Consider the following 25,768-nt stretch of genomic DNA (forward strand, 5'->3'; position numbering starts at 1 on the left):
TAACAAGAGTTAGCTGAGCTGAAGAGACAGTCAAATAGTGGACATAGTTCTTGTCAGAATTGTCCTACTAAAGATCAGTTATTACAAAGGATAAAAATTCTAGAACAAGATTTAATTAATGGGAACTATTAGTGGTGATTAAAAAGTTTGGTAGAATAATATTATTTAGAATTTTACATATGGTAAATCAGCTGGCTTATTTTTTATTAATTTTATTAACAGTAATTCCCATTGTTATTGCTAGTAGTTGCTATGCTCAAGGTTTCTTTGAACAGAGATATCGTGGTTGGTTATGGTTTGAGGAGAGGGAGTTGGCAAAAGAATTAGAGAAACAACAAGAGACATTAGTCATAGAGCAACAAAGAGAACAAGAATACGCCAAAGCAAGGCAGGAAGTGGAACAATTTAGCAAAGAGTTAGAGGAGCTAAAGTTTATGATGATTAGATACCCAGAAAATATCAAACATGTAAGAAGATATAAAGAAAAGGAAGCCTCGATGTTAGATAATAGTTTAAAACTTGCTCATAGCTTTAGGATGGTAAATTTTCTGTACCCTGAGACTATCAATTTAATTGAGAATCCAATTAATCTGTATGGCAGAAGAATAAAAGAAGAGACTGATCAACAAAAGCTAGCTAGCAAACTTAAGATACTTGCTACTCAGATAGAACTCTTTGTATTCTTTTCGTCAAATTGTCCTTATTGCATAGCTCTAGAGCCAGTACTAAATGACTTTGCTAAGAAATATGGATTTAAAGTAGAAGCAGTCAGTCTAGATGGTAGCAAAAGCAAATTTTTTAAGACTTACCAAAATCAGGAACTTGCTGGGAAACTAAACTTACAAAGAACTCCAACAATTGTAGCTGTTACAAATGATAGTAAGATTCATTTTGAACTCATTAGAGGTACAGCATCGATGTCAGAGCTTGAGGAAGCTGGGTTACTGGCAAGTGAGTATTTAAGCAATTATCCGAATAATACGGAAAATATACTTAAGGTAACAGAAAATGGTAATTAAGAATTTGGCTCAGATAATAATTATTGTTTGGTTAGTATTGATCAGTATCTTCACAAGCAACAATAGTTATGCAGGCATAGAGAAGTTAATTAAAAGCGTTATGCCAAGTGGTACTATGAGTAATGTAACTAGATCAGCGATCGTACAAGATCAATTAGCAGGTCATATAATTGGCGGATCAGTGCTAATTAAGTCGCCACCTATAGAAGATTTACAGCTTTTTAATTTTCAAGCTCCTAGTTGTAAGCTTGGAGGATTGCCTTGTGGAGCACAGTTAGATCTTAGAGGTGGAGCGTTATCGTTCTTGAAAAGTGCTGCTATGGAACGATTCCTTAAAGAAATGGTACAAAATGTTGGCGGCTATGCGGCAATTATGGCAATTAAAACCATCTGTCCGCAATGTGAGAATATTATGACTTACTTAGAGCAAATGCAAAGAAATATCAACCAATTCAATATTAATTCTTGTGACATGGCTACTCAGATCAGTAATGGTCTAGCAAGTAAAATGGATAAAGGAGCAGAACTTACCCGCCAAAGTGACTTGGTAATGACAGGCAGAGGAAGTGATATGGCAGATATTAGAGACAAGGCAAAACATGATACTGGTGATCCAACCAAAAGCAATAAAGAACTTGAGAGTTTACTTGGTGATAATTTTAATTTGGTATGGAAGGCTCTTGATAAGAAAATAAGTAGCTCAGGAGACGCTACTACTTTTAAAGAATTACTCATGAGCATATCAGGGACTATTATTGGCAAAAAAGATGCTGAAGGACGTCGTTCAATAACTCATAAAAAATCATTGGTTAATAAGGAATTAATAGGAGAGTTTATTGGAGTTCGTAGTGGTAATGTAGATGTAGAGTTGTATAAGTGTGATGAAACAAACTTATGCTTACTCCCCCAAAAAGCCAAAACTAGGTTATCCGATAAAGATACACTATATGGTAGCATTGATCAGATGCTATTTTCTATGGTTAAGAAAATAAAGAATAATAACGGTAATTTTACTGAGGATGAAGAAAATCTAATTGCTTTATCATCCATTCCACTAACTAACAAGATACAGAGAGAACTTGCTACTAATACTGATAATGCTTACTTAACAGTACGAATAGCTGAATTTGTTGAAAGCTTATGCTATGACGTAGTAACCAACTACCTTACTAAATTATTACAACAAACTTCTGAAGCAGTATCAGAGCTTTCTTACTTGCAGCTTGCAGATATAGGAGTATTTACCAACTTTGAGCAGGAAGTCAATAACACTATTAGCTTTTTGATAAGTAACAGAGAAAATGCCTTTAGGCGTTATAATATTATTGAGCAAACCAAGATGAGAATGTTACAAGAGGAAAAATACTTTGAAATGAAATTTCAGGAGTTTATGTCCACTAATCAAATGGATGGATAAAAGCTAGGTAGGAAAAGGATAATAAGGTAAATAGGTAAAGAAATATGGAACTAAATTTAACAATCCATACTTACGGTTATTACGATGCTTTGTATTATATATTAAATGGCCTTGCAATGCTACGCAATAGTGAGTTTTATACAGATATAGTCAATAGTTTATGTGTTTTGACTTGCTGCTATTATTGCATCCGAATAACTTACAGTAATAATTCTATGGTGTGGCGGGCATATGTACTTAAAGTACTTGGTATGATTGTACTAATTAACGCATTATTACTGCCTAAAACAGAAATGATTATTAAAGATCATGTAAGTAAAATAATAGGCAAGGTTGATAATATTCCTATAGCTTTTGCCCTGCCCGTTGGCATATTAGAAGAATTTGGTCATTTGGTCACTATTGGTTTTGAACAAGTATATGCACCGATAGAAGCTCTTGTTAATTCTACGTCACCTATATTTTCTTATTATAATTATGGTATGTTATTTGGTGCAAGACTAAAAAAGGAATTACGTCAGGTTCGTATTAAAGACCCAGAGTTTGTAGAAAATATGCGTTCTTTTATCAAGCAATGTGTTGTACTACCAGCAATGATAGGTTATCAGTTTACTCCTAAACAATTAATAGATACTCCTGATATTTGGAAATTAGTGAGTAGCAAGGCTGGCACATTGACCCGTCTTTACATTAGAGACGGTAAGAATCTGCTTAATGTTACTTGCCAAGATGCAGCAAATCTCTTTGAGAATTATTTTGATGGAGAGATCAAAAGGGTAGTATCAAAAAATGCCAATACAGAATTTGCTAAGGCAAGAGGTGGATCAGATTATGTCCCTTCAGCTAGATCATCAAGCATCCTATCAAATATTCTCGAGAAAAATATTAGTAGTCTTTATGGAGGTGGTCAAAAAGCAGGTGACATACTAAGGCAGCAAATGATGATTAACAGTATATCTGATTATACCGCAAGTAACTATGCAGTAGCTCGTTCTCGAACCAGCCAAGAAAGTGGTTGGTTATTATCAAGTGATATGGCGACATTGTATTTACCAATGTTACTAGTAGTAATAAAATGCATAGTCTATGCCTCGTTTATGTTTTTAGTACCAATGTTAATCTTTAGTGGTGGCATAGCAAAATATACTTCTTATCTGACTTTAGTTGCTTCACTACAATTATGGCCGTCATTAAATGCTATTATTAATATGATCATGGGTACTTATAGTAATTTAAAAACTGGCTCAAATTTAATGTTAAGTTTCAGTAGTAGCAGCACAATCCTAAATCACGTTGATACAATAGTAACAGTAGCGGCAGGTTTACAAATGGTAATACCATTTTTGGCATTTGCTATTATGCAATCGGGCGTTAGCAGTCTTGGTCACTTAGCTGGATCAATTATTGGCGGGCTGCAAGCAACATCGGGCAGTATGGGAGCAGAGATAGCAAGTGGTAACAGAAGTATTGATAATGTTTCAGAAGGAAATAGCCAACACTATATGAAGTCAGGATATAAGACGGACTATAATATGCAATATGTTGAAGGTGGCAATAGCTGGCAACAAGCTGATGGTAGTATAGCTCGCAATAATTCTGATGGTAGCGTAATTTATAGTGGTGGTCAAGGTATTAACACTTCGGTTGGTATCACCAAATTTAATCTAGAACAAACAGCCCAGAATCATGTGACTCAAGGCATACACACGTCTGAAAGTTTATTGAAGTCAGATCAAAGGGCACTATCAGATGCAAAGAGTAACACCTTGAGCAAAACAGCCGATTTTGTTTCCAACTTAGCACAGCGTGAACATAGTGGGGAAAGCTTTAATTATGATACAATGGGAGAGCAAGGCAAGTCACTTCAGCGGGCAGTAAACAACGTCAGAACTCTTAAAGAACAATATGGATATAGTTGGCAACAAGCAACAGATGCAGCGTTAAAAGCATCTATGACTGCGTCTACTCCGCTAAAAGGACTTACTGGTATTGGTATCTCTGGTAGTGTAGAAGGTTCACTCACTGCTAGAAATGTAAGTGATCAGTCTTTTATGGAGGATAGTGATACATCAACACAAAATAATACTCATGAAGATTACAACAATATAGTCAAAGCAGCATCAAGTGAAGTATGGGGAAAAGATAATAGTGCTGAGAAACATTATAGTGATGCAGTAAGGAATAGTTATGAAAAGCAACAAAGATTAGAAGAACAAGTATCAATGCGTCAAGAAACAGTAGATAATTGGTACAAAACAAAAAGCAGACTTGAATCAGAATCAGCAACAGTTAACAAGGATATGTATCAAGAAGTGTTAGACCGCTGCGTAATAGAGTTTGGTATGGATGCAAACTCCGTTAGGAAGCTAGTAGACAAGCAGCATCCTGACGTAATGAAAGTATGGAATAAAATGGTCACTGAAAATTTGCAAAATTTAATACCTGAAATAAATAGTGGTAGGCGGCAAGTTTCAGGTCAGCATGCAGAAAAAGCATTAAATGATTTTAGCGATAAACATGATAAGAAAATTAATAGAAATCCAAGCCCACAAGTTAAAGAAGCAACAGCAAAAAGCGGTATTAATAATGAAGAATTTATGGCAAATATTAGAGGCAAAGAGGGAAAACTTAAAAATAAGTTTGAAGAAGTAACAGGTAAAAATACTGAACAATATAATAATATCAAGCAAGTAAATATACTTGAGCATGGAGACTTACAAACACAAATTAATAAATATGAAGAAGATAGAATTGGGCAGGGGAAATTTATTGGTGGTCCTTTAGGAATAGGTGGATCAACTAAAGGATCGCAAAGGACAACTCGAGTTAACAAAGGAGCTTATCAAAATGCACATCAGGTTAAAGCAAAAACTGATAAGTGAAAGATCATTTTCTATGATAATACATATTACTAGGAGAATTACGATATTCAATACCTGTGTAATAGACATTGTTAGAACTAAAGGTAGATGTAGAGTAATTAGCATTATACGCTCCTGCTTTCATACCAATAACCTCTTCTTTCCAAGCATTTTTGTCAAATAAAATAGAAATAGGAGTGTTTTTACATATGAAATATAAGATAGGTAAGGTAAGAGCTATACCAATAATGGAAGCAATCGTTAAGTCATTAAAATTTTTAGATATGCATACAGCGGTAAAAAATATATTAACTAAAACTACTATTCCTAACCTTTTGGGTAGCCTATTTGTTAAGTCTTCACCTTGGTTATTTAAGAATATTTTATTGTCAGTGTATTTAACTTGGTTAAACCTAGTAAGTATGTATGGTATTAAAGTTAGTGATAAAACCAAGGAAACCAAACCTCCAGTACCTGAGAAATCTGCTATTTGTTCGCTCAAAAAAACACTAAAGCATATCCCCAGCCAAAACATTAAATTCCAAAAATTATCCTTATTTAGCCGTGATTTGATCCAATTCATAACAAGCCTCAAGTTTAGCATACCTAAATCAATAATATCATGGTTTGATATTTTAAGTAAAGAAATAATCAAGATTTTGGTTATTATAATAGTTGGTTTTTCACAAAATATGGTGTTTGCACAAGATTTAGCGGGATTAATTAGCACAGTTGAAAAAGAATATAATATTCCAAGTGGTTTATTGAAAGCTATTGCTGAAGTAGAGTCTGAAATGAAAGTTTATGCAGTAAATTTAGGTGGTAAAGCGTTCATTGCCAAATCTAAGGCGGAAGCATCTAAAAATATACTTTCTTATCTGAGAAAAGGACATACAAATATTGATATTGGCGTAATGCAAATCAATTGGTACTGGCACAATGATAATTTTAACAGTATCGATGAAATGCTTACTCCTAAAAATAACGTTGAATATGCAGGCAAACTACTAACTGATTTATATCTGCGACATGGTGATTGGCAAAAAGCCGTCAGACTTTATCATTCTGCTAAGCCATATCATCATAAGCAATATTCAAGAAAGGTACTATTGTCTTGGCTGGGGAGCTAATTGGTATAAGACGGTACTATAAATCTACATTAGTTTATTTGTAGTAGTATTTTTTGAATTATTATTACTACTAATAATTTGCATTTGCAGATTATTAGTAGTAACATTATTTTATTTTAGGCAAAAACATGGCTATACCATTTATAGGAAGACAACAAGAACTACAAACCTTATCAAAGCTACTCAAGAAAAATGTTGCCAGCTTAGTGGTAATTCAAGGAAGAAGAAGGATTGGTAAAAGTAGGTTAGTAGAAGAATTTGCTAGAGATTATACCTTTTACCAATTTGCTGGACTACCTCCAACACAGGAGACCACAGCACAATCTGAGCGTAATGAATTTTCTCAACAATTAGCTATACAAACAAGACTACCTGAACTTTATGCTGATGATTGGAGTAAGTTATTTATTCTGCTTGCTGAAAAAATTAAAACTGGTCGCATTATTGTCTTATTTGATGAAATTTCTTGGATGGGTTCAAAAGATCCTGATTTCTTGGGTAAATTAAAAAATGCTTGGGACTTATATTTTAAGAAAAACCCAAAATTAATGCTTGTTTTGTGCGGTTCTGCTTCAGTATGGATTGAGAAAAATATTTTATCTAATACCGGATTTGTTGGCAGAATATCTTACCGTTTAACATTAGATGAATTACCTTTGCAAGACTGTAATAAATTTTGGCTCAAGATGGGGCATTATATATCAGCGTATGAAAAGTTTAAAGTACTTTCTGTTAGTGGCGGAATACCTCGTTACCTAGAAGAAATAAAGCCAGAATTACCTGCGGAAGATAATATCAGGGACTTATGCTTTATAAAAGGTGGCCTCCTAGTAAATGAATTTAATGATATATTTTCAGATCTTTTTTCTATACGTAGTTCGACATATAAAAAGATTATCCAAGCACTGTCTAATAGTCCACAGGAAATCAAGAGCATTTGTAATATGTTAAATATTGCTCAAACAGGATTTATTAGTGAGTATCTTGATGACCTTGTAAAATCAGGGTTTGTTAGTAGAGACTATACTTGGCATATTGCATCAGGCGAAATTTCTAAATTAAGCTACTTCCGTTTAAGTGATAACTATTTAAGGTTTTATTTAAAATATATTGATAAGAATCGTTTAAGAATTGAAAATAACGAATTTGCTTTTAAAGCTTTGACTTCTTTCCCAGGTTGGGAAGGAATTATGGGATTACAATTTGAAAATTTGGTGCTAAAGAATCGTAACTACATAAAAAAATGCTTACATATTTCTCTAGAAGAAGTTATCTCGGATAATCCATTTTTCCAAAAACAGACAACTAGATATCCTAGTTGTCAAATTGATTATCTTATTCAAACAAAATTTGGAGGACTTTATGTTTGTGAGGTTAAGTTCTCAAAGTATCTTATTACGTCTGATATTATTAATGAAGTGCAGAAAAAATTAGACAGTTTGTATTATCCTAAAGGATTTTCTTGTAGACCTGTCTTGGTACATGTAAATGGAGTACATGAGGACGTAATAGATAGTGGCTTTTTTGCAGCAATTATTGATTTTGGAAGCTTATTGAAAGAATAACAAAGAGACGATATAACAGAAAGAAGTAAAGAAATGCTAAGTAATTTTATAGGTGGTGGTCAGATATTCTTGCATAAGATTAGGATGTTTTTGCAGGTATTTAATCGCTCTATTGCTATTTCGTGTATTGTAAGTGTGATAATTACCATAGTTCTAGCTTACCCTAAGCTAAAACTGTATGATTTATCTGCTGCTATAACTTATCAAAAAGCTTTACTAGCCAGTAACTTTGATAATAGCGTGCGTCCTATTAAGGTAATGATCAATCCTAAAGGCAAAGAATATGTTACCCTAATTAATGCCTATAATCATGCTGGTTTATATAGGAGTAATATTGATCCACAACTGATCTTGACTTCCTCTAAATTTAGTAAGAATTATTATCAGCTGGTTAATTTTATCAAAGCTAAGTTACTACTCTGCCTTGGTTTGATGTTTGCTATTTTTGTTAGCATCTTTCTGCTGTGGACAAAATTTGGTAAGTCGGTATCACTAGAAAAACAAATTAGCGGTAGTACTATCAAATCAGCCAAAGAAATAACTAACTATTTAAATAAAGCTAATAAAGCAAGTAAATTCATTGTAGGTAGCATGCGACTTGTTAAAGATAGTGAAACTAGGCATATTATAGCTACTGGCACTACTGGTTCTGGTAAGACTAATTTGTTTAATAATTTAATTCCGCAAATCAGGAACTTTCAACAACCAGCATTGGTCGTTGATCAAACAGGGGAAATGATAGAAAGATATTATAACCCGGATAGAGGAGATATTATCTTTAATCCATTAGATGCTAGATCTCACAGTTGGGATTTTTGGACTGATACTAGTTCTAATAATAGTAATGATCATGAACAAGCAGAATATATTGATCCAAAGTTAGATAAATTTGCTAAAGTACTGTTTAAGTTTAACAAGAAGACTAGTAGCGGCTTTGATCCATTTTGGAATAATAGTAGTGCAGCTATTTTTTGTGCTTGTGTTCAATCCTTAATAAAAGAAGGCAATAAATCAATTACTGAACTGCAGAAAATGTTACAGCTATCTTCTAGGCAATCACTTGAGAAAAAGTTAGCTAATACAGTAGCCGCTAGATATTTAACAGCCAGTAATAAGACTACTGCTAGTTCTATTTTATCAGTGTTGGCAACTAGTACTGCTCCTCTAAATCTCTTATTTGACTCTGAGAAAAAGTTTTCCCTGACCAAATATTTTACTGAAGTGGCACAAGGCAATCCCGCTTGGTTATTCTTGAGTAACAGACCAGATATGCGAAACGTTACAATGCCGCTAACTAGCTGTTTATTCGAACTAGCAATTTCATGTCTAATTGGCATAGGGATCAATGAGAAAAGACGTATGTGGTTTATTATCGATGAACTAGCTTCTTTAGGTAATTTGCCTAGCTTTCCTACTTTAATATCAGAATCACGAAAATATGGTGGGTGCGTTCTTTGTGCTACGCAATCAATTAACCAAATATTCGATAATTTTGGTATGTTGCAAGGTAATAGTATCTTTGGCCAATTTGCTACTAAGTTTCTCTTTAGAAGTGATGAGCCAGCTACAACTAAAATTATCACTGAGATATTTGGGCAACTGGAATATGCTACTAGTCAAAAAAATACTTCTTATGGAGCTCATGAGTTTCGAGATGGTATTAGCTATAGTGAAAATACTAAACATAAAGCTTTAATCACTACCGATGATCTTGCTACTTTAGCAGATTTAGAGTGTTTTGTTGGACTACCTGAGCCAAAAGCTAGAATAGCTAGAATTAAAGTGCCTTTAGCGGCTGATGTTCCTAAAAAACACCCATATTTTGTTGCTGCAAGCAAGTTTCCTGAGCATTATAATAATTCCATTGATAGTTATAATGTTCAGGAAGCTAGTATTTCTGATATTTCAAATGACCAAGCAAGTATAACAGATGTTGAGCAAGTAGTACCACAATATCCACGCAAGGATCAACCTTGGTGGCAAGAAGCTAGGCAAGAATATATTGTTATAACTAACGAGTATAATACATTAACGAATATTCATGGTAAAAAATGAGTAAAAAAATAACGACTGACTTTACTACAATTTATGACAAAGTAGACAAGCACTTTACTACATGTATAGAACTTATTAAAGAACTGCCATATATTAAACGGGAGGTTCAAGATATTTTAACATCTTTTAGTGATTCCACTAAGCAATATAGTAATAATATTAATATTCAATTGGAAGATTTTAAAAAAAATCTTTCTAGGCTTAGTGAGGAGTGCTATATCTTAAGCAAAATACCGGAGAAGTTAGATAAAAGCATAATAGCTATAGCTCCTAAAGTTGCTGAGGAAATTCAAAGTCACAACCAACTTAAAATAGATGAAATGACTATAGCGATTAATAGTTGTAGTCAAAATCTCAATAAAATTAAAGATGATATTGAGTCTCTTAGGATTAATCGTAGCAAGAATTTCTTTCCTGTGGTAGCGATTAGTCTTAGCTTATCAACTATTACTACAACCACTGTCCTTTATTTTGTGTTACAATGGTTTCCACCACAGCAAAAATATCTAGTTGATAAAGCTCACGATATTCATACAGAAGGAGTAGTACAAATATTTGATATGCAAGGTAAATTCTGTAATAAAGCAAAAATAATCAAGGATTGAAGAACTTTTTGATATACAAAATTAATTGGCAACTGGGGTTAGTTAATGTTAATTATTTTTGTGTCTTGGTCTGTGACGTAGTATTGCTAGAGTTAGCAAATACTTTAAACTCATCAAGTAGTATTTTAAGATGCAGATTAATATCTGCTAACTGAAAGGTAGCATTTAATATGTAATTTTCTTTCTTAACTGTACTATTAGCTAGCTCTGTGATCTTTTGATATAGAGCTGCTATTTCATCTTGTGCTTTAATGTAAACGCTAGAGAAATCCTTGCAAATAACCTTGATGTCACTATAGGTTGATCTGATTTGATTAAGCCATTTGACCGAGAGTAGTATTAATAATATTTGTCCGATGATTAGGCTAAATACTCCAATGGTCAAGGCTAATATTTGGTAATTCATGTTCTACTTCCTTTATTTGCTAATGTTATGTTTGTCCGCATAGCCTGTTGTAAGGTTAGATAAAGTCAGCTGATTGATTGCTACTAAACTATTGCTAGATATCTTGACTCTGCTAAGTTCTGTCAATATTGGTTCTAAGGTACATATTATCAATACCCTAATAAGTTTGTGCTACAAGTAGCTATTGTATGTAGTTATCTTCTTTTTATTGTATTTATTTTTAAAAATTTACAATATCTACTATATTATATAGTAGATATTGTATTATACAATATTATTCATGTATACATATTTGTATAATTTTGTATAAAAATTGTAAAATATTCTACATTAGTATTTTTGACTGTTATAATTTTACTTGTAAACACATAAGCTAGAGGTTATTGTATTGACTTGAGCAAATATTGTAATAGTTACAATTATTCGATATATCAAATTTACTTTATGTTGACTACAGGTGAAATTATAAGAATATTAATGAGTGAAAAGGGGATTACTGTAACCAAACTTGCTGAGCTAACAGAAATAAAAGAAAGTACTATTACAAATATAATTTACAACAGAACTACGAAACCTGAATATTATAATAAAGTGGCAAATGTATTGAATGTCCCAATTGACACATTAGTTAAAAATAAAAAGCAGTTTATTGTAAATATCAAGACATATTTAAATGCTTTGCAAATAATTATTGATGTTATTGATACATTAAAAATTCAAGAAATAAGTATTAATATTCTGCATGAATATATAGAATCATTATACCAATACTTAGAAACAAATACGAAGCCTGAGTATGCTAAAGTTTACATTAAAGGTATGATTGAAGGACACTTAAAATTCGGACTAATAAATGCTAAATAGTGCTAGATGCATTAGTTAACATTTGATTATAGAAATATAGATTATTATAGTCTATATCTATACTATCTTTAACACAGGCAATGTAATAATTATCTCCTGATATAAGTATTTTGTCTGCTCTATGAATATACTTTTTCCATACATGAGATTTTGGCCAATCGGTTGTTGAAGTACTATAAAAGCATAAAATATTTTGATAATTAGCTAATGACTGTATTGCTTCTGCATCTACAAAACGTAGTTTTGCTTCTTCTATGATTTCATCTGCACTTTCTTGGCTAAATATAAATACTCCATAGCTTTGACCATTATTATCTAATAGTAAATACCAACCCAAATCATTTAATAAATAGTATTCCGCTATATTTAAGTCTTGTATTAATTGATGGATATAATTTCTATATTCCTTAGAATGAAATGCTTTAGATCTTATTAATATACTCAGATCTTTGGATATATTGTGAAAAAATTCATGGCTACTACGGTGTATTTTCTCTAAAAATGCACTTATATTATATATTATATCTTGTTTTATATAAAATTCATTAATTATAGACTGATTTAAATGGTTTACTGCTTGTTTGTAGTCCATATTAGCTGTTAATAATATTTTATTCGCATTGGAATATTGGGCAACCTTTGTACAAAACTCAATACCTGACATACTTGGCATATTGTGATCTACTATAATAGTAGTAACTTGCTTAAATCTCTCGGGCGAATAAATATTATTACAAATTTTTTTATAGTCTATATCGTATAGTTTTTTTTCGTAATAACCGTAATCTAACAAATGTTTATACCATTGATTATCAAATTGTAAATTTGATAAATAGTTTAATGAGTCAATTGGACTAGTAGAAAAAATAATATTCTTTTTATCTTTGTATATCTCTTTTAGTTCTACGATAAACAATTCATCATCATCTAATATTAAAGTTTGAGTCGGCCAAAAAAATGGTAATAATGACATATGTTTGCTATGTATTATAATTAGGGAAATTTAATTGAAACTCTGTATATTGCCCCTCTTCAGATATACAAGATATATCACCACCAAAAGAAAGCATTATTTTTTTACAAAAAGATAACCCTAAACCTGTACCATTTGCACGTCTAGTATAAAATGGTATAAAAATATTCCCTAAATCTTCTTGCTTTATACCTTCACCTGTATCTTTAAAAAAAAGATAATTGTATTCATTAATTCGTTCTGACGTTATATATATTTTTGCATTACTATTTGACCTAGTATAATACAAACTATTTTTAAGTAAATTATGTATGACATGCTTAAATAAACTACTGTCACCTAAAAAACTAAAATTATAGTTTATTGATATCACTTTATTTTGCTCGTCCTTTATGAATGGATAAGAATCTATTATTACATTTATTTCATGCTTGATAGATAATAGCTCTAATTTTATATCGCTACTATCTTTTTTTAATTTTGCTAAAATATTATCTACTAAATATTCTGTTTCTGTAATGACTTCCTATTCTAGGCAAGATTTTTTTTAATGTGCCTATATCGTCTTGATTGTTTATTTTTCTTTTAATATTATTATTAATTAAGGCAAGTGTAAGTAATGGTGACTTAATTTCATGCATCATCGTTCCAGCTATATTTTTTGCAGTATTAAATTTTGCTGTACTTACTAGTTCTTTTCTTTTATTAAAAATGAATCCTATGGTTGTACTATATATTACTATATATATAAAATTATACATTGCTTCACAGTGTATTGCTTGAATAGAATGCGGTATAATAACATAATGTAATGTTATTCCCAGTATAATTCCAATAAATGAAATAATACAAAAGCTAAGCCAATCAACTAGCATAGCTAGCAGAAATATAGCAAGAGAAATATTAATTAACCAAAACTGAGAAGTAGGGTTATTCAATGCCATAAATGTTGTGAATAGAGGTAAAGTGTATATTAAAGTAAAATACCAATATAATGGGAAATATTTGATATATTTTTTATGCCAATAATCATGCGTTAATAATATTACACAAATAAGACCTGCTATAAAACGTAATGCTAGGATTACATTAAAGTTATCAACCTTATCAGAGTCCCACATGAACCATGGTACTATATAATTTATACAACAAAATGTACCATATACTTTTACATTGATAGAATTTTCTTCCATTTTATTTTTAATAAAGTGTATAAATTGGGTGATATTATACTGAGACTTAATAATATGTTGCTTTTTGCTTGTAATATTTTTATTTAACCTTAATCTAAATCCACTATTGCACCATAAATTATAAACTAATATCATGAATGATATTAGTAACGATACTATAAGTGTACTTATACAAATCTCAACTTTAAGGTAATAATTTAAAAACATTGTAATACATGTTATAACACAGCAATACCAAAAAAAATTAAGTGGTCTACTTAGTCTTAAAATACCTATGATCATAGGTATACCAACCATTATGCCCCATATTAATTCTAAGTCCATAATAACTCTAATAATATTTAAGTTTAACAAACCAATACTTATGCCTATAATTCCGCTAATAAATGTTGCAATTTTAGCTAACTTTAATTCATTGAAGCTAGAATGTATTTTAAATATACAATTATGTGATAGTAGGATAGCTGCTGAGTTGATATTTGAATCAGCAGTTGACATAATTACCGCAAAAATACCAGCAATAGTTAAACCTTTGACTATACTAGGTAATAAGTTTATTATTGCTATATTTAATAGGTGATGTGGTAAAATATTAGGATATATAATTAACCCAGATAATGCGATAATTGCTAAAGTAAATATAAGTGCAGACTTTATAAAACAATAAGTATACATTATTGACTGTATGTCTTTTGGATTAATTGCGGCTAGATATCTTTGTATTAATGAGGGATTTAAATGATGCGTAGGCATAGATAAGGCAAAAAATAGTATAATATAATTTAAGTAATCAGCCTGATTGAAAAATGATAGTTTATTACTTTTAGATTGTAGTAGTATAGCTGTCATACCTCCAGCCTTATTCAGCATTACACTTGCTAGTATTGGTATAACTACAATTAACAATGTAAATTGTATTACATCTGTTATTGCTACTGATCTAAATCCACCTGTACATGAATAGACTACTATAATTAATCCGCCTATTATCACTCCCATTTCATATTGCATACCAAGTAAAGAGTTAAATATATGACCTAAGGCAGTAATTTGTACTCCAGCTATTCCTGTACAATAAGAAAATCCAATTATAGCTGTTACAATGGACGCGTTTTTACCATAAAAGATTTTAATTATATCACTAGCTGATATATTGTTATTAAATCTATTATCAATTTTTATGGCTATGAATTTTGCAAATAAAAAGCTACCTAAAACATATCCAAAATTAGGTATTATAAATATAACACCTAGTTTATATATTTCAGATATTGTTCCTACAGTAGAACCTGCACCAATTATAGTGGCAAGTGATCTGAACAATAATATAGGGTAACTAAGTTGTTTTTTAGCAATTGCATAATCTATTATATTAACGTTTTTTGCTCTATAGTATACTCCTACTACAATAGTAATTAGTAAATATAAAACAATGATGCTAATGTCCAGATAAGATAATTTTGATATATACATATAAAATTGTTTTTGTTATGCATAAAATACCTTTTAAAAATTACAATTATTTTCAAAATAATGCAATTATATTCCCGGATGTAAAATTAAAGCATAATTATGGCAATAATCAAATACTTCATTTTTGTACAGCCAATAGACCTGTAACAGATCATTTGTCTACTATAAACTACATAAAAAAGCACATGCGTGGTTGCATAATTTTTGATTGCGATGCGGATATATTAAAATTTACACTAGAAAGTGTTAAAACAGTTACTAATAGTCTTATTATTGAATTTGGAGTATGCACTGGCAAAACTATTAACATTATTGCAGCACTGAATTCTAAAAATATTGTTTATGGATTTGATTCATTTGATGGTCTTCCAGAAGACTGGCGTACTGGAGCAAATAAAGGTACATTTAAATTAAGCGATGATATTGTCCCACCTTTATTGGCAAATGTATCAATATATAAAGGTATGTTTGAAGACACTATCCCCCTGTTTAAAAATGAAATAAAAGACACACCCATATCTTTAATACATATAGATTGTGATTTATATTCCTCAACTAAGAGTATATTTAAATATCTATCTACAAATATAGTAGTTGGCACATTTTTATTATTTGATGAATATTTTAATTACGATGGCTGGGAAGAACATGAGCATAAGTCATTTATAGAATTTATACAGCATACTAATTTATCTTTTGAATACATAGCTTATAATAAGTTTCATGAGCAAGTCTTAGTACGTATTTGTTAAATCACATATAGCCTTTATGCAGCGAATGTTTCTGACTGTTTAGAGATGAACTCTACTCTTATCTTAGGTGTGCCAAGAGTACGAGTCACTGTAGAAGTGAGGAATGGTGCTGTACTTAACATGGTGGTAGGTCCACCGGAATCGGCTGGTATGAGCAGATATCAAACTACCTTAAGCTGCTGTATTCTAAGGAATATGGTGGTGAGCGTTAAGGAAAAGGCTGGAAACAGTCAGGTATGACCTATGGAGGTGAACGAAAGTGAATCACTGTATTTAAGTATCGAGAGAGTCTTCTTTTTGTCAAAATTATGGGTTTCGAAGAGCTTGTAAGATCAGGTAACTAGCTGTCATACAATAGCCGAGTTACTGGCAAACGGTACATAGGTGGCACGAACATAGGTTAGGGTTAGGTATGGAACTTGGGAATCAATAGCAAATCATGCTATTGGGGCGGATGAAGTTGGAGTAGTGATGAAGCTCCTGTAATGGGAGTGGAGCGAAGGGCTTCATGTGGAAAGACAAAATTAATTAACAACTGCAGTAGAAGGAAAAATGCCTTGAAGCGGCTGACGCGGGTGCATTTTAACTTTTTTTATCATTCAATATGTGATTTTAATAATTAAAATCACATATTGAATGGAGTATTATATTTTAACAATCAGGTGGGCAGCCGCTTCAAACCTGATTGTTTCTATATATAATACTGAATTTGATATAACTTGTTACATCGAATTCAGGTTCAGGTTAAAGTAACAAATTTTAAATCCATATAACAACTCTATCGCTCTTAAAAACAGTCTTATGTTGTCCTTTCAACCAATAAACTAATTTTTTTAGCCAAATATACTTATTTTGCTGAGCTATTTGGTGTTGATATATTTTGACTTGTTTGATCTTTTAGTAGTTTACTTTTTTCTTCTATTGAATTAAGAAAGAAATAAGTGAAGGTTAGGAAACCAACTAAAAGCGGTATAAATACAAAGAGAATTGCCTTTAGTTTCCTAGCTGATTCTTCACGATCTAGTCGTTTTTCTCTTTCTTCTTCTGTTTCAACAAATTTATTATCGGTATTTTTGCCAGTATCTAAATTATCTTTTGACATTTCTATAATCTAATAATCTCATTAGTTGCATAGTAGCATAATATTATTATCTTTCAAAATGTTTTCTACATTTCTTTTGTTTATCCTAGAAAGCTGATAATAATTGCTAAATCAATGTCAAAGTGCATAAGATAATTCATTTTATGATCAAGCTTGAGTAGATTTAATATATAAACCTAATACAAATCTTCCCAATTATCGTTAAGTTTTATCTGTAATTCTTCATTAAGACTATATACCCCTATTTGTACCCTAGTAAATAAACGTTTGTTATAGGGATAATTACTATTTACCTCATTGCGAGCAAGTATAGATCGTATATATTCTTGTGATTTGCGTCGTTTAGGTAAAATATTCTCCGGAAAATTCTTTAGCATATTACTAATAGTACCGGCTTTAAACACTATATGTTGATCATCCTTGACATACGTTATATTCCTTACTTTTGTTAGCAAAAGATAGAGAAAAAAATATTCAGATTTATACGATTCAATCTTAACTAGCTTATTATTTATTTTTACTATAATCGAATCCGGTTTTAAATATTCATAAATACTTGGAAAAAGTCCAATGCAATATTTTATATCATCTGTTGCTCTAGCAATGCCAATCATAAGAGCATTGCGACGGTTATTGTCGATTAAATCTACTGACGCCCCTAAAGAAATCAGGGTTTCAACAGACAGCTTTTTGCCAATATATGTAGCAGCCATTAAAGGAGTAAGATTGAACTCATTTCTATAATCAATACCAAATTGATCAATTTTTTGTAACATAGCACTAGTATTTTTATAAGTATAATCACTAAAATATTCATCCTGCATTAAAGCAACACATTTTGCAATATTATTCGCAGCTTTTATTCCCATATCTTGTAGTTTTCTTATTATTGCAGAATCAGAATAGATTATTGCATAATTAAGCAGTTTAATTATATCCTTTTTACTAGCAGTTTTTTGTTCTAGTACAGCGGTCTGTAATTGAATCAATAGTTGATTATCAATAATTTTCCACGGAATTACTTTATGTTGCAATATGTTGTCTTCAATGGCTTTTGCCTGCTCTTCTTTACCTTGTATTATTAATTTATTCGCTTCCTTTTGCCACTCCTCTCTAGAAGATTCCTTGGCTTCAATATTTACTTCCTTAATTTGATTAATATCTAATAGCCACAAGAACTTATGAGTGGGATTAGAGTCTATTATATAAACATTACAAATAGACCTAGTAATTGCAACATACAGCGAATTTATATAAAATTTATATATTTCAAGAGACTTGTCTGATTTATCTTTCATTCGAGAATATTTAAAATCTGAGTTAAGAAATGACCTATCCATATCCTTGCTAATAGTAGTATAACTTTGTTCAGAGGATATAAAATTGTAGAGAATTATATTCTCATATTCTAATCCTTTCGCTTCTTGTACGGTGAATATAAGTGGGGTATTAAAAAACTCTCTTGCTTGTTGCTTGTAATGATCATGTAACACTAAAATGGCGTAACTTGTAGACCTAGATGTTCGTGCATTTATTTCTTTTATAATATTTGGTGTAGCTTCTAGGCAACTAACACTACCATGATTTTCAGAAGTGCTTTCTATCAGATAATGACTCTCTTTATCTATTGAGCCAAAACGATAATTCTTAAAGCGGAGTACACGATTAGCCAACTCAGTGACTTCCAAGGTATTACGATAATTGCTTGCTAGAATCCTAGTGATATTATGTGTACTTAAATCTGCATCATTATAAAAAAAGGATTTTAGTTGAGACCAAGAGAAAAAGTTAGGATGAACTATTTGATTAGCGTCTCCACATAACAAAAATTGACTTCTATCTTTTAAACTTTTGAATATTAGAGATAATTGGCTATTAGTAAAATCCTGAACTTCATCAACAAGAATTGCGTCATAAGTAGACTCAACTAAATTAGTATATGTATAAGCAATAATATTACTGTCATAATAGTTTTCTTTATCTAAAAACTCAGTGTATTTTTGAAAAAGATTGTATATTTCATTCCGTTGTTCAGGTGAAAATATCGACTGCTTGATTCCCAAATTAAGGTAGTCCTCTTTGGTAAGATAAGCTTTATCGATAGAAGAGCCAGCTATTACCCCCATAAATTCTTCAAATACCTTACGCCCGTCCCCTATAGATATAGCAAGATTTTGCTTGTTAAACCATAGTAAAAATATATTCTCATTAACTTGCCTTCCTTTAGGAATTTCTATAGTTTCTAGAAATTCTTTAAAAGATAAAAAATCAAGCTGTTGTTTATCATTACTGTAGTTGCAAGAAAAATATAATTTTTGTGAATGATGTACCAAATAGCTAGATAGACTTGTATAAAGGATTCTTCCTTCAAGTCTTTTAAGTTTTTCTAAAGTTACTGAGGTTTTTCCACTACCAGCAGAACCAATAACCAGCAAAGGCAAGTTGAGGTGTAATATATCTTCTTGCTGCTTATCAAAAATAATAAACTTATTTAACAAGTGAACAGACGAAGTAGTAGTAGGGTCACCATTTAATAACTCAATGTTATCTATTGCAAGTGGCTTAAATTCTACATCTTCCTCAATTATTTCTCCACCTTTTAAAAATCTTGATTTATTGTAATCATGATTTCGAATTATTTCTAAAATAAGTAAACAATACTGATTCTTATGTTTTATAGGCTTGAACAACACCCGATTAGTTATATCCAGTTTAGCTCTAAAATAATCAGTAGGTTTTAGCTTTCTAACTTCTGCTGATTTAAAATCACCTTCCTGTAAAAATTTAACCACCTTATTAAATTTTGTTTCAAGACCACTATAATCTAGATTATTATAATAAAGTATAGAGTACACTAGTTATTCTCAAATTGATTGTATAGGTAAAGTTAGAAAATAAACTAAAGGTACTCTGAAATAAATAATAAAATATAACAATTTACACGCATTTAGGAAACTTTTATGCCAAATTCGCTAATATAAGGAAAATGCACGATTTGAAGTGTCTGCTTGTATTAAGTTAGAAAAATTAGCTGCTTTTCTGTCGTCTGAATCTTTGTTTTTCTACCACCCATTTTATTGCCCTCCTTTCTTACAAAGTTTATAATTTTATTACGCAGAATCGTATCATTAACTATTCCATTGCCAGTAATAGCTGCTTCTTGATTCCTAGCCAAACTAACAAATATCTTCAATACTTTATGTTTATCAGGATCGAGGTATTGACACTCTTTGGCTGTTTTCTCCACTGCATTCCATTGATTTGCACTTCTTTTGTGTTCTTCTTCTAGTGCGGCAATTGTCTTATCTACTTCAGCTTTACGTTCTTTAGCTTCTGTTACAGTATGAGCGATTTCCAATATTTGCTTATTCTTATGTTCTAATTTTTGCTCTATTATCTTAAGTACGTCTAGTGATTTGGCTTCTTTTGACTTCCTCTGCTCTTTCTTAAGTTTTTCTTCTAACTCTTTTTTATCTGCTTTCAATTTTTTATCATGATAACACACTGCATAGTAATGCTTATCAGTGTCAAACTTATATTGATAAAAATATTTGTATTTTTCATTCCGCTGTTTAATTTGGTCTTCACTTTTTATTAGGATTGCTAGCTTCTCTACCCACTCAAATTTATGCAATTCTTTCATAATCGGTAATTACAAGTTTAATATAGTTTTATTATAAATTAAAATATTATTATAGTTTTTTCTAGTAAGAATTCTATAATAATAAATAATATAAATTGTACTGGTACTTTTTTGTCTAGTCACTTACAGCTTACACAATTATAGGGTATGTGAACATAAAGGGAGTAGCTGTCTATTTATACAACAACAAATAGCCATATGAACATAAAGCATCAGGTCAAAATACTCTAAGAACGTGCCAATTGAGAGTAATCCAATAGCTTCTTTTTGTTCTCTCGTTAGACTAGTTTGGGGATGGATAACCCTACCATCTACTCGTACAAATTTGCTCATAGTTGTTTAAATCTCATTTGTATGTTATCTATAATTGGATATAACTGTTTAAAAAATCCCTATACCAATTGGCATAGGGGGTGATTATTATAGACTTGTATTAAGTTAGAAAAATTAGTTTCTTTTTTTTCCCCTCCTGATCCTGTACTTTTTTACTACCCATTTTATTTTTTGCAAAGTTTATAATTTTATTACGAAGAAGCGTATCCTTAACTATCCCATTGCCAGTAATAGCTATCTCTTGATTCTTACACAAACTAGCAAATATCTTTAACACTTTATGTTTATCAGGATCGAGGTATTGATATTGATTGGCTACTTCCTCCATTTTCTTCCATTCCTTTTCATTTGTTTTATGTAGTTCTTCTATAGTAGCGATATACTGATCTACTTCAACCTTATGTTTTTTGGCTTTCGTCATAACATGAATGCTTTCTGAGATTTGCTTATTCTGATGTTCTAACTGTTTCTCTATTATCTTAAGCACATCTAGTGATTGTGCTTCTTTCGGTTTCTTTTGTTCTTTCTTAAGTTTTTTTTCTAACTCTTTTTTCTCTGCCTTTAATTTTTTATCATGATAACACACTGCATAGTAATGCTTATCAGTGTCAAACTTATATTGATAAAAATATTTGTATTTTTCATTCCGCTGTTTAATTTGCTCTTTGCTTCTTACTAGGGATGTCAAGTTCACTACCCACTTAAATTTATGCAATTCTTTCATAATCGGTAATTACAAACTTAATATAGTTTCATTATAAATTAAAATATTATTATAGTTTTTTCCAGCAAGAATTCTATAATAATAAATAATATAAATTGTACTGGTACTTTTTTGTCTAGTCACTTACAGCTTACACAATGGATATGTGAATATAAAGGAAGTAGCTGTCTATTTATACAACAACAAAATGCAAAAATATTCATCTTTTTCAAAAAAATATAATAAATTCCTAGTAATATTCTAATTTTTAGTTTAACTTATATAGTGATTTAAAATATTAGGGTTTTTATGGAAGAAGAAGAGATTAATTATTGGGACAACTCAAAGTATGCACCTTGTCAATATGCTACTAGGTTACTGGACAAATTACGTAAGATGAATGAGGAAGTAACCCGACCAATAGATATTGATGAGGTTAGAAAGGCTATTTATTACGCCAAGAAATATCATGGCAGCCAAATGCGGCAGTCAGGCGAGCCTTATTACTCCCATCCACTAGAGGTGGCATATATGATCTCTGATTATCTTTTTCGCACTGACATTATTGTTACCAGCATACTACATGATACCATCGAGGATACAACACTTACCAAAAAGATGATTGCCTATATCTTTGGGAAGCAGGTTGCTAGTCAAGTAGAAGACTTAAGCAGGAACAAGCCTCACGGGAAGATTAGCTCGGCAGAAACATTAGATATATTACTTCAACAAGAAAAATATGATGTGGCATTGATTAAATTATTTGATAGAAAGCATAACTTACAAACAATTGGGGCTAAATCTCCAGAAAAAATGAACAAAATAATACTGGAAACTATGGAAGAATTTATAATAGTTGCTATGCATTTAAAAATACCAACAATAACACAAGATTTAGTTGCATTATGTTATAGAAGTTTACCTATACTGCAGTCTGAACAACATAATCATTTTATGGATAATTTCCAGCCTCTTTTTCCAATTTTTGCAGATGTAATAACCCAAATACGTACCCTAAAATAACTGGAATCATTATAATCAATAACCCCCAATGACCAAAATATTCTGTTAAGTATACTACTCCAAAAGAAGTAATAACATACATTACAGCACGTGATAAAGCAAATGTAAGACTAGCATAGCTAAACCGTTTAAAGACAGGAAAATGTTTATAAAGAATGGGAGCAGCTGGTAATTCGCCAATGCCAAGTATAGCAAATGATTGGAGTAATAACAACTCAAAGGGGGTACTAATATGATTGAGTAAATAAGGGCAAACTAAGGCAAATACGGTAAATACTGTAATGGTAGCCTTAAGAATCTTTAATGGGTGAAAGTAATAACTTAAGTACACTATTACTGCAATCCAACATATTAGTATAATTGAAATAATAAAATTATGTTGGATAATCTGTGCGGAACTATATCCAAAATAGTTTTTTAGGATACCAGCACAATAAATATATTTGAAATAAAAAGATACTGGACATATAAATCCTATTAACATCACAGAGAGGAATGTTGTCTTATTACTTTTTTCTTTCCATATACGATGACCTTCCACTTTTCTTTGATCCACATTGATAACATTAGAAACCTTAGCAAGAGTTTTTTTTAATTGACACTTTGCATCAGCAAATTCTGGTGTTTCTCTAAGGGTTGTTCTAGCTAAAGAACCAATTACTGCAATTCCTGCACCAATCCAAAAAGCTATCCGCCAATTAAATCCAAAAGAAGTAACAAGAGTTGCTACGCCTAAAGCAACAGCTGGACCGAGAGACCCAAACAGTCCAAGTAATGCAACAGTTGGATATTGTACTGGAGGTTTTGTAATTTCAATCAAATAAAGCTCTGCTCCTACTATTTCTCCCATAGAGGACATTCCTTGAATAATTCGGCATATCGTTATTATCCAAGCAGCTGTTACTCCTATTTGTTCATAAGTTGGTAAATTAGCCATGATAATACAAGAAATCGACATCATAAAGGTTGTAATAACAATAGTTGACTTACGCCCCACTGTATCCCCTATATAACCAAAAATTAATGCTCCAATAGGCCTGAAAACAAAGCTAGAACAAAAAGCCGTAGCAGAATACAGGGCTGTAGTATGTGGATCAGTTTTGGGAAAAAACAACTCATTAAGCAATACACCCATATGAACAAAAAGCATGAGATCAAAATATTCTAAGAATGTCCCTATTGAAAGTAATCCAACAGCTTCTTTTTGTTCTTTAGTCAAACTAATCTGTTTTTGTATAACCTTCCCATCTAATTGTATAATAACTTTGCTCATATAGTTGTTCTCACTGTTATCAACATTTATTATATAGTCTTTGCTACCAAATCAACGTTTGGTATTCCTTGGGGATAATTTCCTTTTTTCCCCAATTTTTCAAAATGAAATAGCCCAAATGCGAATCCTAAGCTAATTAGACAAAATAGGATAAATAACCCCCAATGACCAAAATATTCAGTTAAATATATCAGCCCAAAGGATACAATAACGTACATAAATGCACGTGATAGAGCGTATATTAGAGTAGCACAAGTAAAACGTTTAAATACAGGAAAATGCTTATAGAAAATTGGAGCAGCTGGTAGACTATCAGATATAAATAAAATAACAATTGCTTGAAGTAAAAGTACATCGAGGGGATTTCTAAGACTGTCTAATAAATATGGACAACTTATAGCAAAAATAATAAATACTACTAACTTTACTTTCAGAATTTTTAATGGATAAATTCTTGAGCTTAGGTACGTCAAGACTATAAAACCCAATAAATTTACTATAGAAACAATAAAGTTTTGATGTATAACCTGTTCTGCTGTGTAACCAAAAGAATCTTTTAGTATGTCAGCACAGTAAACATATATAAAATAAAAAATTGCTGGCCAAGAACATTCTATTAAAAAATAAGCCAAAAAGGTTTTTTTGGCAATTTTTTCTTGCAAAAGAGGATGATTTTCTAATGATTTCGGGTCTTCATTAGATTTTTCTAAGCTTGTCTTTAATTGACGTTTTGCATCGACAAATTCCGTTGTTTCTCTAAGGGTTGTTCTAGCTAAAGAACCAATTACTGCAACCGCTGCACCCACCCAAAAAGCTATACGCCAATTAAATCCAAAAGAAGTAACGAGAGAGGCAATACCTAAAGCAAATGTTCCCCCTAAGGTAGCAAAAACTGTCACTACTGCTACAGCTGGATATTGTGCTGGCGGAGCTATAGTTTCAGTGAGATAAAGTTCAGCTCCAATTACTTCGCCCATAGAGGACATACCCTGAACAATACGGCATATAATCATAAGCACGGAAGCGGTAATACCTATTTGAGCATAAGTTGGTAAATTAGCCATGGTAATACAAGAAATCGACATCATAAAAGTTGTAATAACCACAGTTGCCCTACGTCCTATATTATCACCTATCCAACCAATAATTAATGCACCAAAAGGTCGGAAAACGTAAGTAGAACAAAAGGTAGCGGCTGAAAGAAGAGACATGGTGTAAGGATCATATTTTGGAAAAAAAAGTTCATTAAGCAATATAGCCATATGCACATAAAGCATTATGTCAAAGTACTCTAAGAACGTTCAAAGAGAAAGTAACCCGATGGCTTCTTTTTGTTCTCTAGTTAGACTAGTTTGGGGATGGATAACCCTACCATCTG

22 protein-coding genes are annotated in these 25,768 nt (G+C 31.4%); 11 read left to right on the top strand and 11 right to left on the bottom strand.

The genetic code is table 11. The features are described from left to right. The first annotated feature begins 134 nt into the window (after window positions 1-134). From traF to AAGD45_RS02375, 7 genes are all read left to right on the top strand, one after another. The gene (gene traF, locus AAGD45_RS02345; protein ID WP_341761830.1) at window positions 135-1,019 is read left to right on the top strand and encodes a conjugal transfer protein TraF; all 885 of its coding nucleotides are present in this window, start codon (window positions 135-137) and stop codon (window positions 1,017-1,019) included. Next, window positions 1,009-2,436 (top strand): conjugal transfer protein TraH, encoded by a 1,428-nt coding sequence (locus AAGD45_RS02350; RefSeq protein WP_341761831.1) that lies wholly within the window; start codon window positions 1,009-1,011, stop codon window positions 2,434-2,436. The genes traF and AAGD45_RS02350 overlap by 11 nt, the downstream gene beginning before the upstream one ends. 116 nt (window positions 2,437-2,552) lie before the next feature. Then, window positions 2,553-5,318 carry a conjugal transfer protein TraG N-terminal domain-containing protein gene (locus AAGD45_RS02355; RefSeq protein WP_341762191.1) on the top strand — a complete coding sequence of 922 codons (2,766 nt, stop codon included), beginning with the start codon at window positions 2,553-2,555 and terminating at the stop codon, window positions 5,316-5,318. 188 nt (window positions 5,319-5,506) lie between these two features. Beyond that, window positions 5,507-6,427, top strand: a complete 921-nt coding sequence (locus tag AAGD45_RS02360; RefSeq protein WP_341761832.1) for a lytic transglycosylase domain-containing protein — start codon at window positions 5,507-5,509, stop codon at window positions 6,425-6,427. Window positions 6,428-6,555: 128 nt separating this feature from the next. Beyond that, complete coding sequence (locus AAGD45_RS02365; RefSeq protein WP_341761833.1) at window positions 6,556-7,992, top strand: AAA family ATPase; 1,437 nt, start codon at window positions 6,556-6,558, stop codon at window positions 7,990-7,992. A 33-nt stretch (window positions 7,993-8,025) separates the two neighbouring features. Further along, window positions 8,026-10,047, top strand: a complete 2,022-nt coding sequence (locus AAGD45_RS02370; protein WP_341761834.1) for a type IV secretion system DNA-binding domain-containing protein — start codon at window positions 8,026-8,028, stop codon at window positions 10,045-10,047. Continuing rightward, window positions 10,044-10,652 carry a hypothetical protein gene (locus AAGD45_RS02375; protein WP_341761835.1) on the top strand — a complete coding sequence of 203 codons (609 nt, stop codon included), beginning with the start codon at window positions 10,044-10,046 and terminating at the stop codon, window positions 10,650-10,652. Before AAGD45_RS02370 ends, AAGD45_RS02375 begins: the two co-directional genes overlap by 4 nt. Window positions 10,653-10,704: 52 nt before the next feature. Here the strand turns inward: AAGD45_RS02375 and AAGD45_RS02380 are convergent, their stop codons facing one another. After that, window positions 10,705-11,058: a hypothetical protein gene (locus tag AAGD45_RS02380; RefSeq protein WP_341761836.1), complete on the bottom strand. Its 354-nt coding sequence runs from the start codon at window positions 11,056-11,058 to the stop codon at window positions 10,705-10,707. A 444-nt stretch (window positions 11,059-11,502) separates the two neighbouring features. Between AAGD45_RS02380 and AAGD45_RS02385 the strand changes: the two genes are divergently transcribed. Then, the gene (locus tag AAGD45_RS02385) at window positions 11,503-11,922 is read left to right on the top strand and encodes a helix-turn-helix domain-containing protein (protein WP_341761837.1); all 420 of its coding nucleotides are present in this window, start codon (window positions 11,503-11,505) and stop codon (window positions 11,920-11,922) included. Here AAGD45_RS02385 and AAGD45_RS02390 read toward each other — a convergent pair. The 3 genes from AAGD45_RS02390 to AAGD45_RS02400 form a co-directional block, all read right to left on the bottom strand. Beyond that, window positions 11,915-12,895 carry a hypothetical protein gene (locus AAGD45_RS02390; RefSeq protein ID WP_341761838.1) on the bottom strand — a complete coding sequence of 327 codons (981 nt, stop codon included), beginning with the start codon at window positions 12,893-12,895 and terminating at the stop codon, window positions 11,915-11,917. The two genes, AAGD45_RS02385 and AAGD45_RS02390, sit on opposite strands and share 8 nt — an antisense overlap. A gap of 7 nt (window positions 12,896-12,902) precedes the next feature. Next, window positions 12,903-13,268, bottom strand: a complete 366-nt coding sequence (locus AAGD45_RS02395; protein WP_341761839.1) for an ATP-binding protein — start codon at window positions 13,266-13,268, stop codon at window positions 12,903-12,905. A gap of 118 nt (window positions 13,269-13,386) precedes the next feature. Then, window positions 13,387-15,561, bottom strand: a complete 2,175-nt coding sequence (locus AAGD45_RS02400; protein WP_341761840.1) for a sodium:solute symporter family protein — start codon at window positions 15,559-15,561, stop codon at window positions 13,387-13,389. Between the two features lie 17 nt (window positions 15,562-15,578). On the opposite strand from AAGD45_RS02400, the gene AAGD45_RS02405 reads away from it, so the two are divergent. Then, window positions 15,579-16,313: a TylF/MycF/NovP-related O-methyltransferase gene (locus AAGD45_RS02405; protein WP_341761841.1), complete on the top strand. Its 735-nt coding sequence runs from the start codon at window positions 15,579-15,581 to the stop codon at window positions 16,311-16,313. A 45-nt stretch (window positions 16,314-16,358) separates the two neighbouring features. Then, window positions 16,359-16,553 carry a hypothetical protein gene (locus tag AAGD45_RS02410; protein ID WP_341761842.1) on the top strand — a complete coding sequence of 65 codons (195 nt, stop codon included), beginning with the start codon at window positions 16,359-16,361 and terminating at the stop codon, window positions 16,551-16,553. A 607-nt stretch (window positions 16,554-17,160) separates the two neighbouring features. On the opposite strand, the gene AAGD45_RS02415 is transcribed toward AAGD45_RS02410, so the two are convergent. The 5 genes from AAGD45_RS02415 to AAGD45_RS02435 all read right to left on the bottom strand — a co-directional run bounded on the left by AAGD45_RS02415 (window position 17,161) and on the right by AAGD45_RS02435 (window position 22,115). Next, window positions 17,161-17,415, bottom strand: a complete 255-nt coding sequence (locus tag AAGD45_RS02415) for a hypothetical protein (RefSeq protein WP_341761843.1) — start codon at window positions 17,413-17,415, stop codon at window positions 17,161-17,163. Window positions 17,416-17,591: 176 nt separating this feature from the next. Further along, complete coding sequence (locus tag AAGD45_RS02420; RefSeq protein ID WP_341761844.1) at window positions 17,592-20,270, bottom strand: UvrD-helicase domain-containing protein; 2,679 nt, start codon at window positions 20,268-20,270, stop codon at window positions 17,592-17,594. Between the two features lie 158 nt (window positions 20,271-20,428). After that, window positions 20,429-21,058, bottom strand: a complete 630-nt coding sequence (locus tag AAGD45_RS02425; RefSeq protein WP_341761845.1) for a hypothetical protein — start codon at window positions 21,056-21,058, stop codon at window positions 20,429-20,431. Window positions 21,059-21,196: 138 nt separating this feature from the next. Continuing rightward, entirely contained in the window at window positions 21,197-21,391 is a 195-nt protein-coding gene (locus AAGD45_RS02430; RefSeq protein ID WP_341761846.1) for a hypothetical protein, read from the bottom strand. 100 nt (window positions 21,392-21,491) lie between these two features. Next, entirely contained in the window at window positions 21,492-22,115 is a 624-nt protein-coding gene (locus AAGD45_RS02435) for a hypothetical protein (protein WP_341761847.1), read from the bottom strand. Window positions 22,116-22,403: 288 nt separating this feature from the next. Between AAGD45_RS02435 and AAGD45_RS02440 the strand changes: the two genes are divergently transcribed. Continuing rightward, a complete protein-coding gene (locus AAGD45_RS02440) occupies window positions 22,404-23,117 on the top strand; it encodes an HD domain-containing protein (RefSeq protein WP_341761848.1) in 714 nt (237 codons plus the stop codon). On the opposite strand, the gene AAGD45_RS02445 is transcribed toward AAGD45_RS02440, so the two are convergent. Together AAGD45_RS02445 and AAGD45_RS02450 are read right to left on the bottom strand one after the other, a co-directional pair. Then, window positions 23,047-24,390, bottom strand: coding sequence for an MFS transporter (locus AAGD45_RS02445; protein ID WP_341761849.1), 1,344 nt, complete (start codon window positions 24,388-24,390; stop codon window positions 23,047-23,049). The genes AAGD45_RS02440 and AAGD45_RS02445 overlap by 71 nt on opposite strands. Before the next feature lie 29 nt (window positions 24,391-24,419). After that, window positions 24,420-25,667: an MFS transporter gene (locus tag AAGD45_RS02450; RefSeq protein WP_341761850.1), complete on the bottom strand. Its 1,248-nt coding sequence runs from the start codon at window positions 25,665-25,667 to the stop codon at window positions 24,420-24,422. Between the last annotated feature and the right edge of the window lie 101 nt (window positions 25,668-25,768).

The sequence above is a fragment of the Candidatus Tisiphia endosymbiont of Thecophora atra genome (genome assembly GCF_964026395.1).
Taxonomy (GTDB): domain Bacteria; phylum Pseudomonadota; class Alphaproteobacteria; order Rickettsiales; family Rickettsiaceae; genus Tisiphia.

What these genes read in the sequence shown, in the direction of transcription:
- AAGD45_RS02375 (WP_341761835.1), top strand. Translation starts at nt 10,044, where the DNA reads ATGAGTAAAAAAATAACGACTGACTTTACTACAATTTATGACAAAGTA.
- AAGD45_RS02355 (WP_341762191.1), top strand. Translation starts at nt 2,553, where the DNA reads ATGCTACGCAATAGTGAGTTTTATACAGATATAGTCAATAGTTTATGT.
- AAGD45_RS02385 (WP_341761837.1), top strand. Translation starts at nt 11,503, where the DNA reads ATGTTGACTACAGGTGAAATTATAAGAATATTAATGAGTGAAAAGGGG.
- AAGD45_RS02365 (WP_341761833.1), top strand. Translation starts at nt 6,556, where the DNA reads ATGGCTATACCATTTATAGGAAGACAACAAGAACTACAAACCTTATCA.
- AAGD45_RS02370 (WP_341761834.1), top strand. Translation starts at nt 8,026, where the DNA reads ATGCTAAGTAATTTTATAGGTGGTGGTCAGATATTCTTGCATAAGATT.
- AAGD45_RS02445 (WP_341761849.1), bottom strand. Translation starts at nt 24,390, where the DNA reads ATGAGCAAAGTTATTATACAATTAGATGGGAAGGTTATACAAAAACAG.
- AAGD45_RS02425 (WP_341761845.1), bottom strand. Translation starts at nt 21,058, where the DNA reads ATGAAAGAATTGCATAAATTTGAGTGGGTAGAGAAGCTAGCAATCCTA.
- AAGD45_RS02405 (WP_341761841.1), top strand. Translation starts at nt 15,579, where the DNA reads ATGCATAAAATACCTTTTAAAAATTACAATTATTTTCAAAATAATGCA.
- AAGD45_RS02380 (WP_341761836.1), bottom strand. Translation starts at nt 11,058, where the DNA reads ATGAATTACCAAATATTAGCCTTGACCATTGGAGTATTTAGCCTAATC.
- AAGD45_RS02415 (WP_341761843.1), bottom strand. Translation starts at nt 17,415, where the DNA reads ATGTCAAAAGATAATTTAGATACTGGCAAAAATACCGATAATAAATTT.
- AAGD45_RS02450 (WP_341761850.1), bottom strand. Translation starts at nt 25,667, where the DNA reads ATGCTTTATGTGCATATGGCTATATTGCTTAATGAACTTTTTTTTCCA.
- AAGD45_RS02430 (WP_341761846.1), bottom strand. Translation starts at nt 21,391, where the DNA reads ATGAGCAAATTTGTACGAGTAGATGGTAGGGTTATCCATCCCCAAACT.
- AAGD45_RS02360 (WP_341761832.1), top strand. Translation starts at nt 5,507, where the DNA reads ATGAAATATAAGATAGGTAAGGTAAGAGCTATACCAATAATGGAAGCA.
- AAGD45_RS02435 (WP_341761847.1), bottom strand. Translation starts at nt 22,115, where the DNA reads ATGAAAGAATTGCATAAATTTAAGTGGGTAGTGAACTTGACATCCCTA.
- AAGD45_RS02390 (WP_341761838.1), bottom strand. Translation starts at nt 12,895, where the DNA reads ATGTCATTATTACCATTTTTTTGGCCGACTCAAACTTTAATATTAGAT.
- AAGD45_RS02440 (WP_341761848.1), top strand. Translation starts at nt 22,404, where the DNA reads ATGGAAGAAGAAGAGATTAATTATTGGGACAACTCAAAGTATGCACCT.
- AAGD45_RS02400 (WP_341761840.1), bottom strand. Translation starts at nt 15,561, where the DNA reads ATGTATATATCAAAATTATCTTATCTGGACATTAGCATCATTGTTTTA.
- AAGD45_RS02410 (WP_341761842.1), top strand. Translation starts at nt 16,359, where the DNA reads ATGAACTCTACTCTTATCTTAGGTGTGCCAAGAGTACGAGTCACTGTA.
- AAGD45_RS02350 (WP_341761831.1), top strand. Translation starts at nt 1,009, where the DNA reads ATGGTAATTAAGAATTTGGCTCAGATAATAATTATTGTTTGGTTAGTA.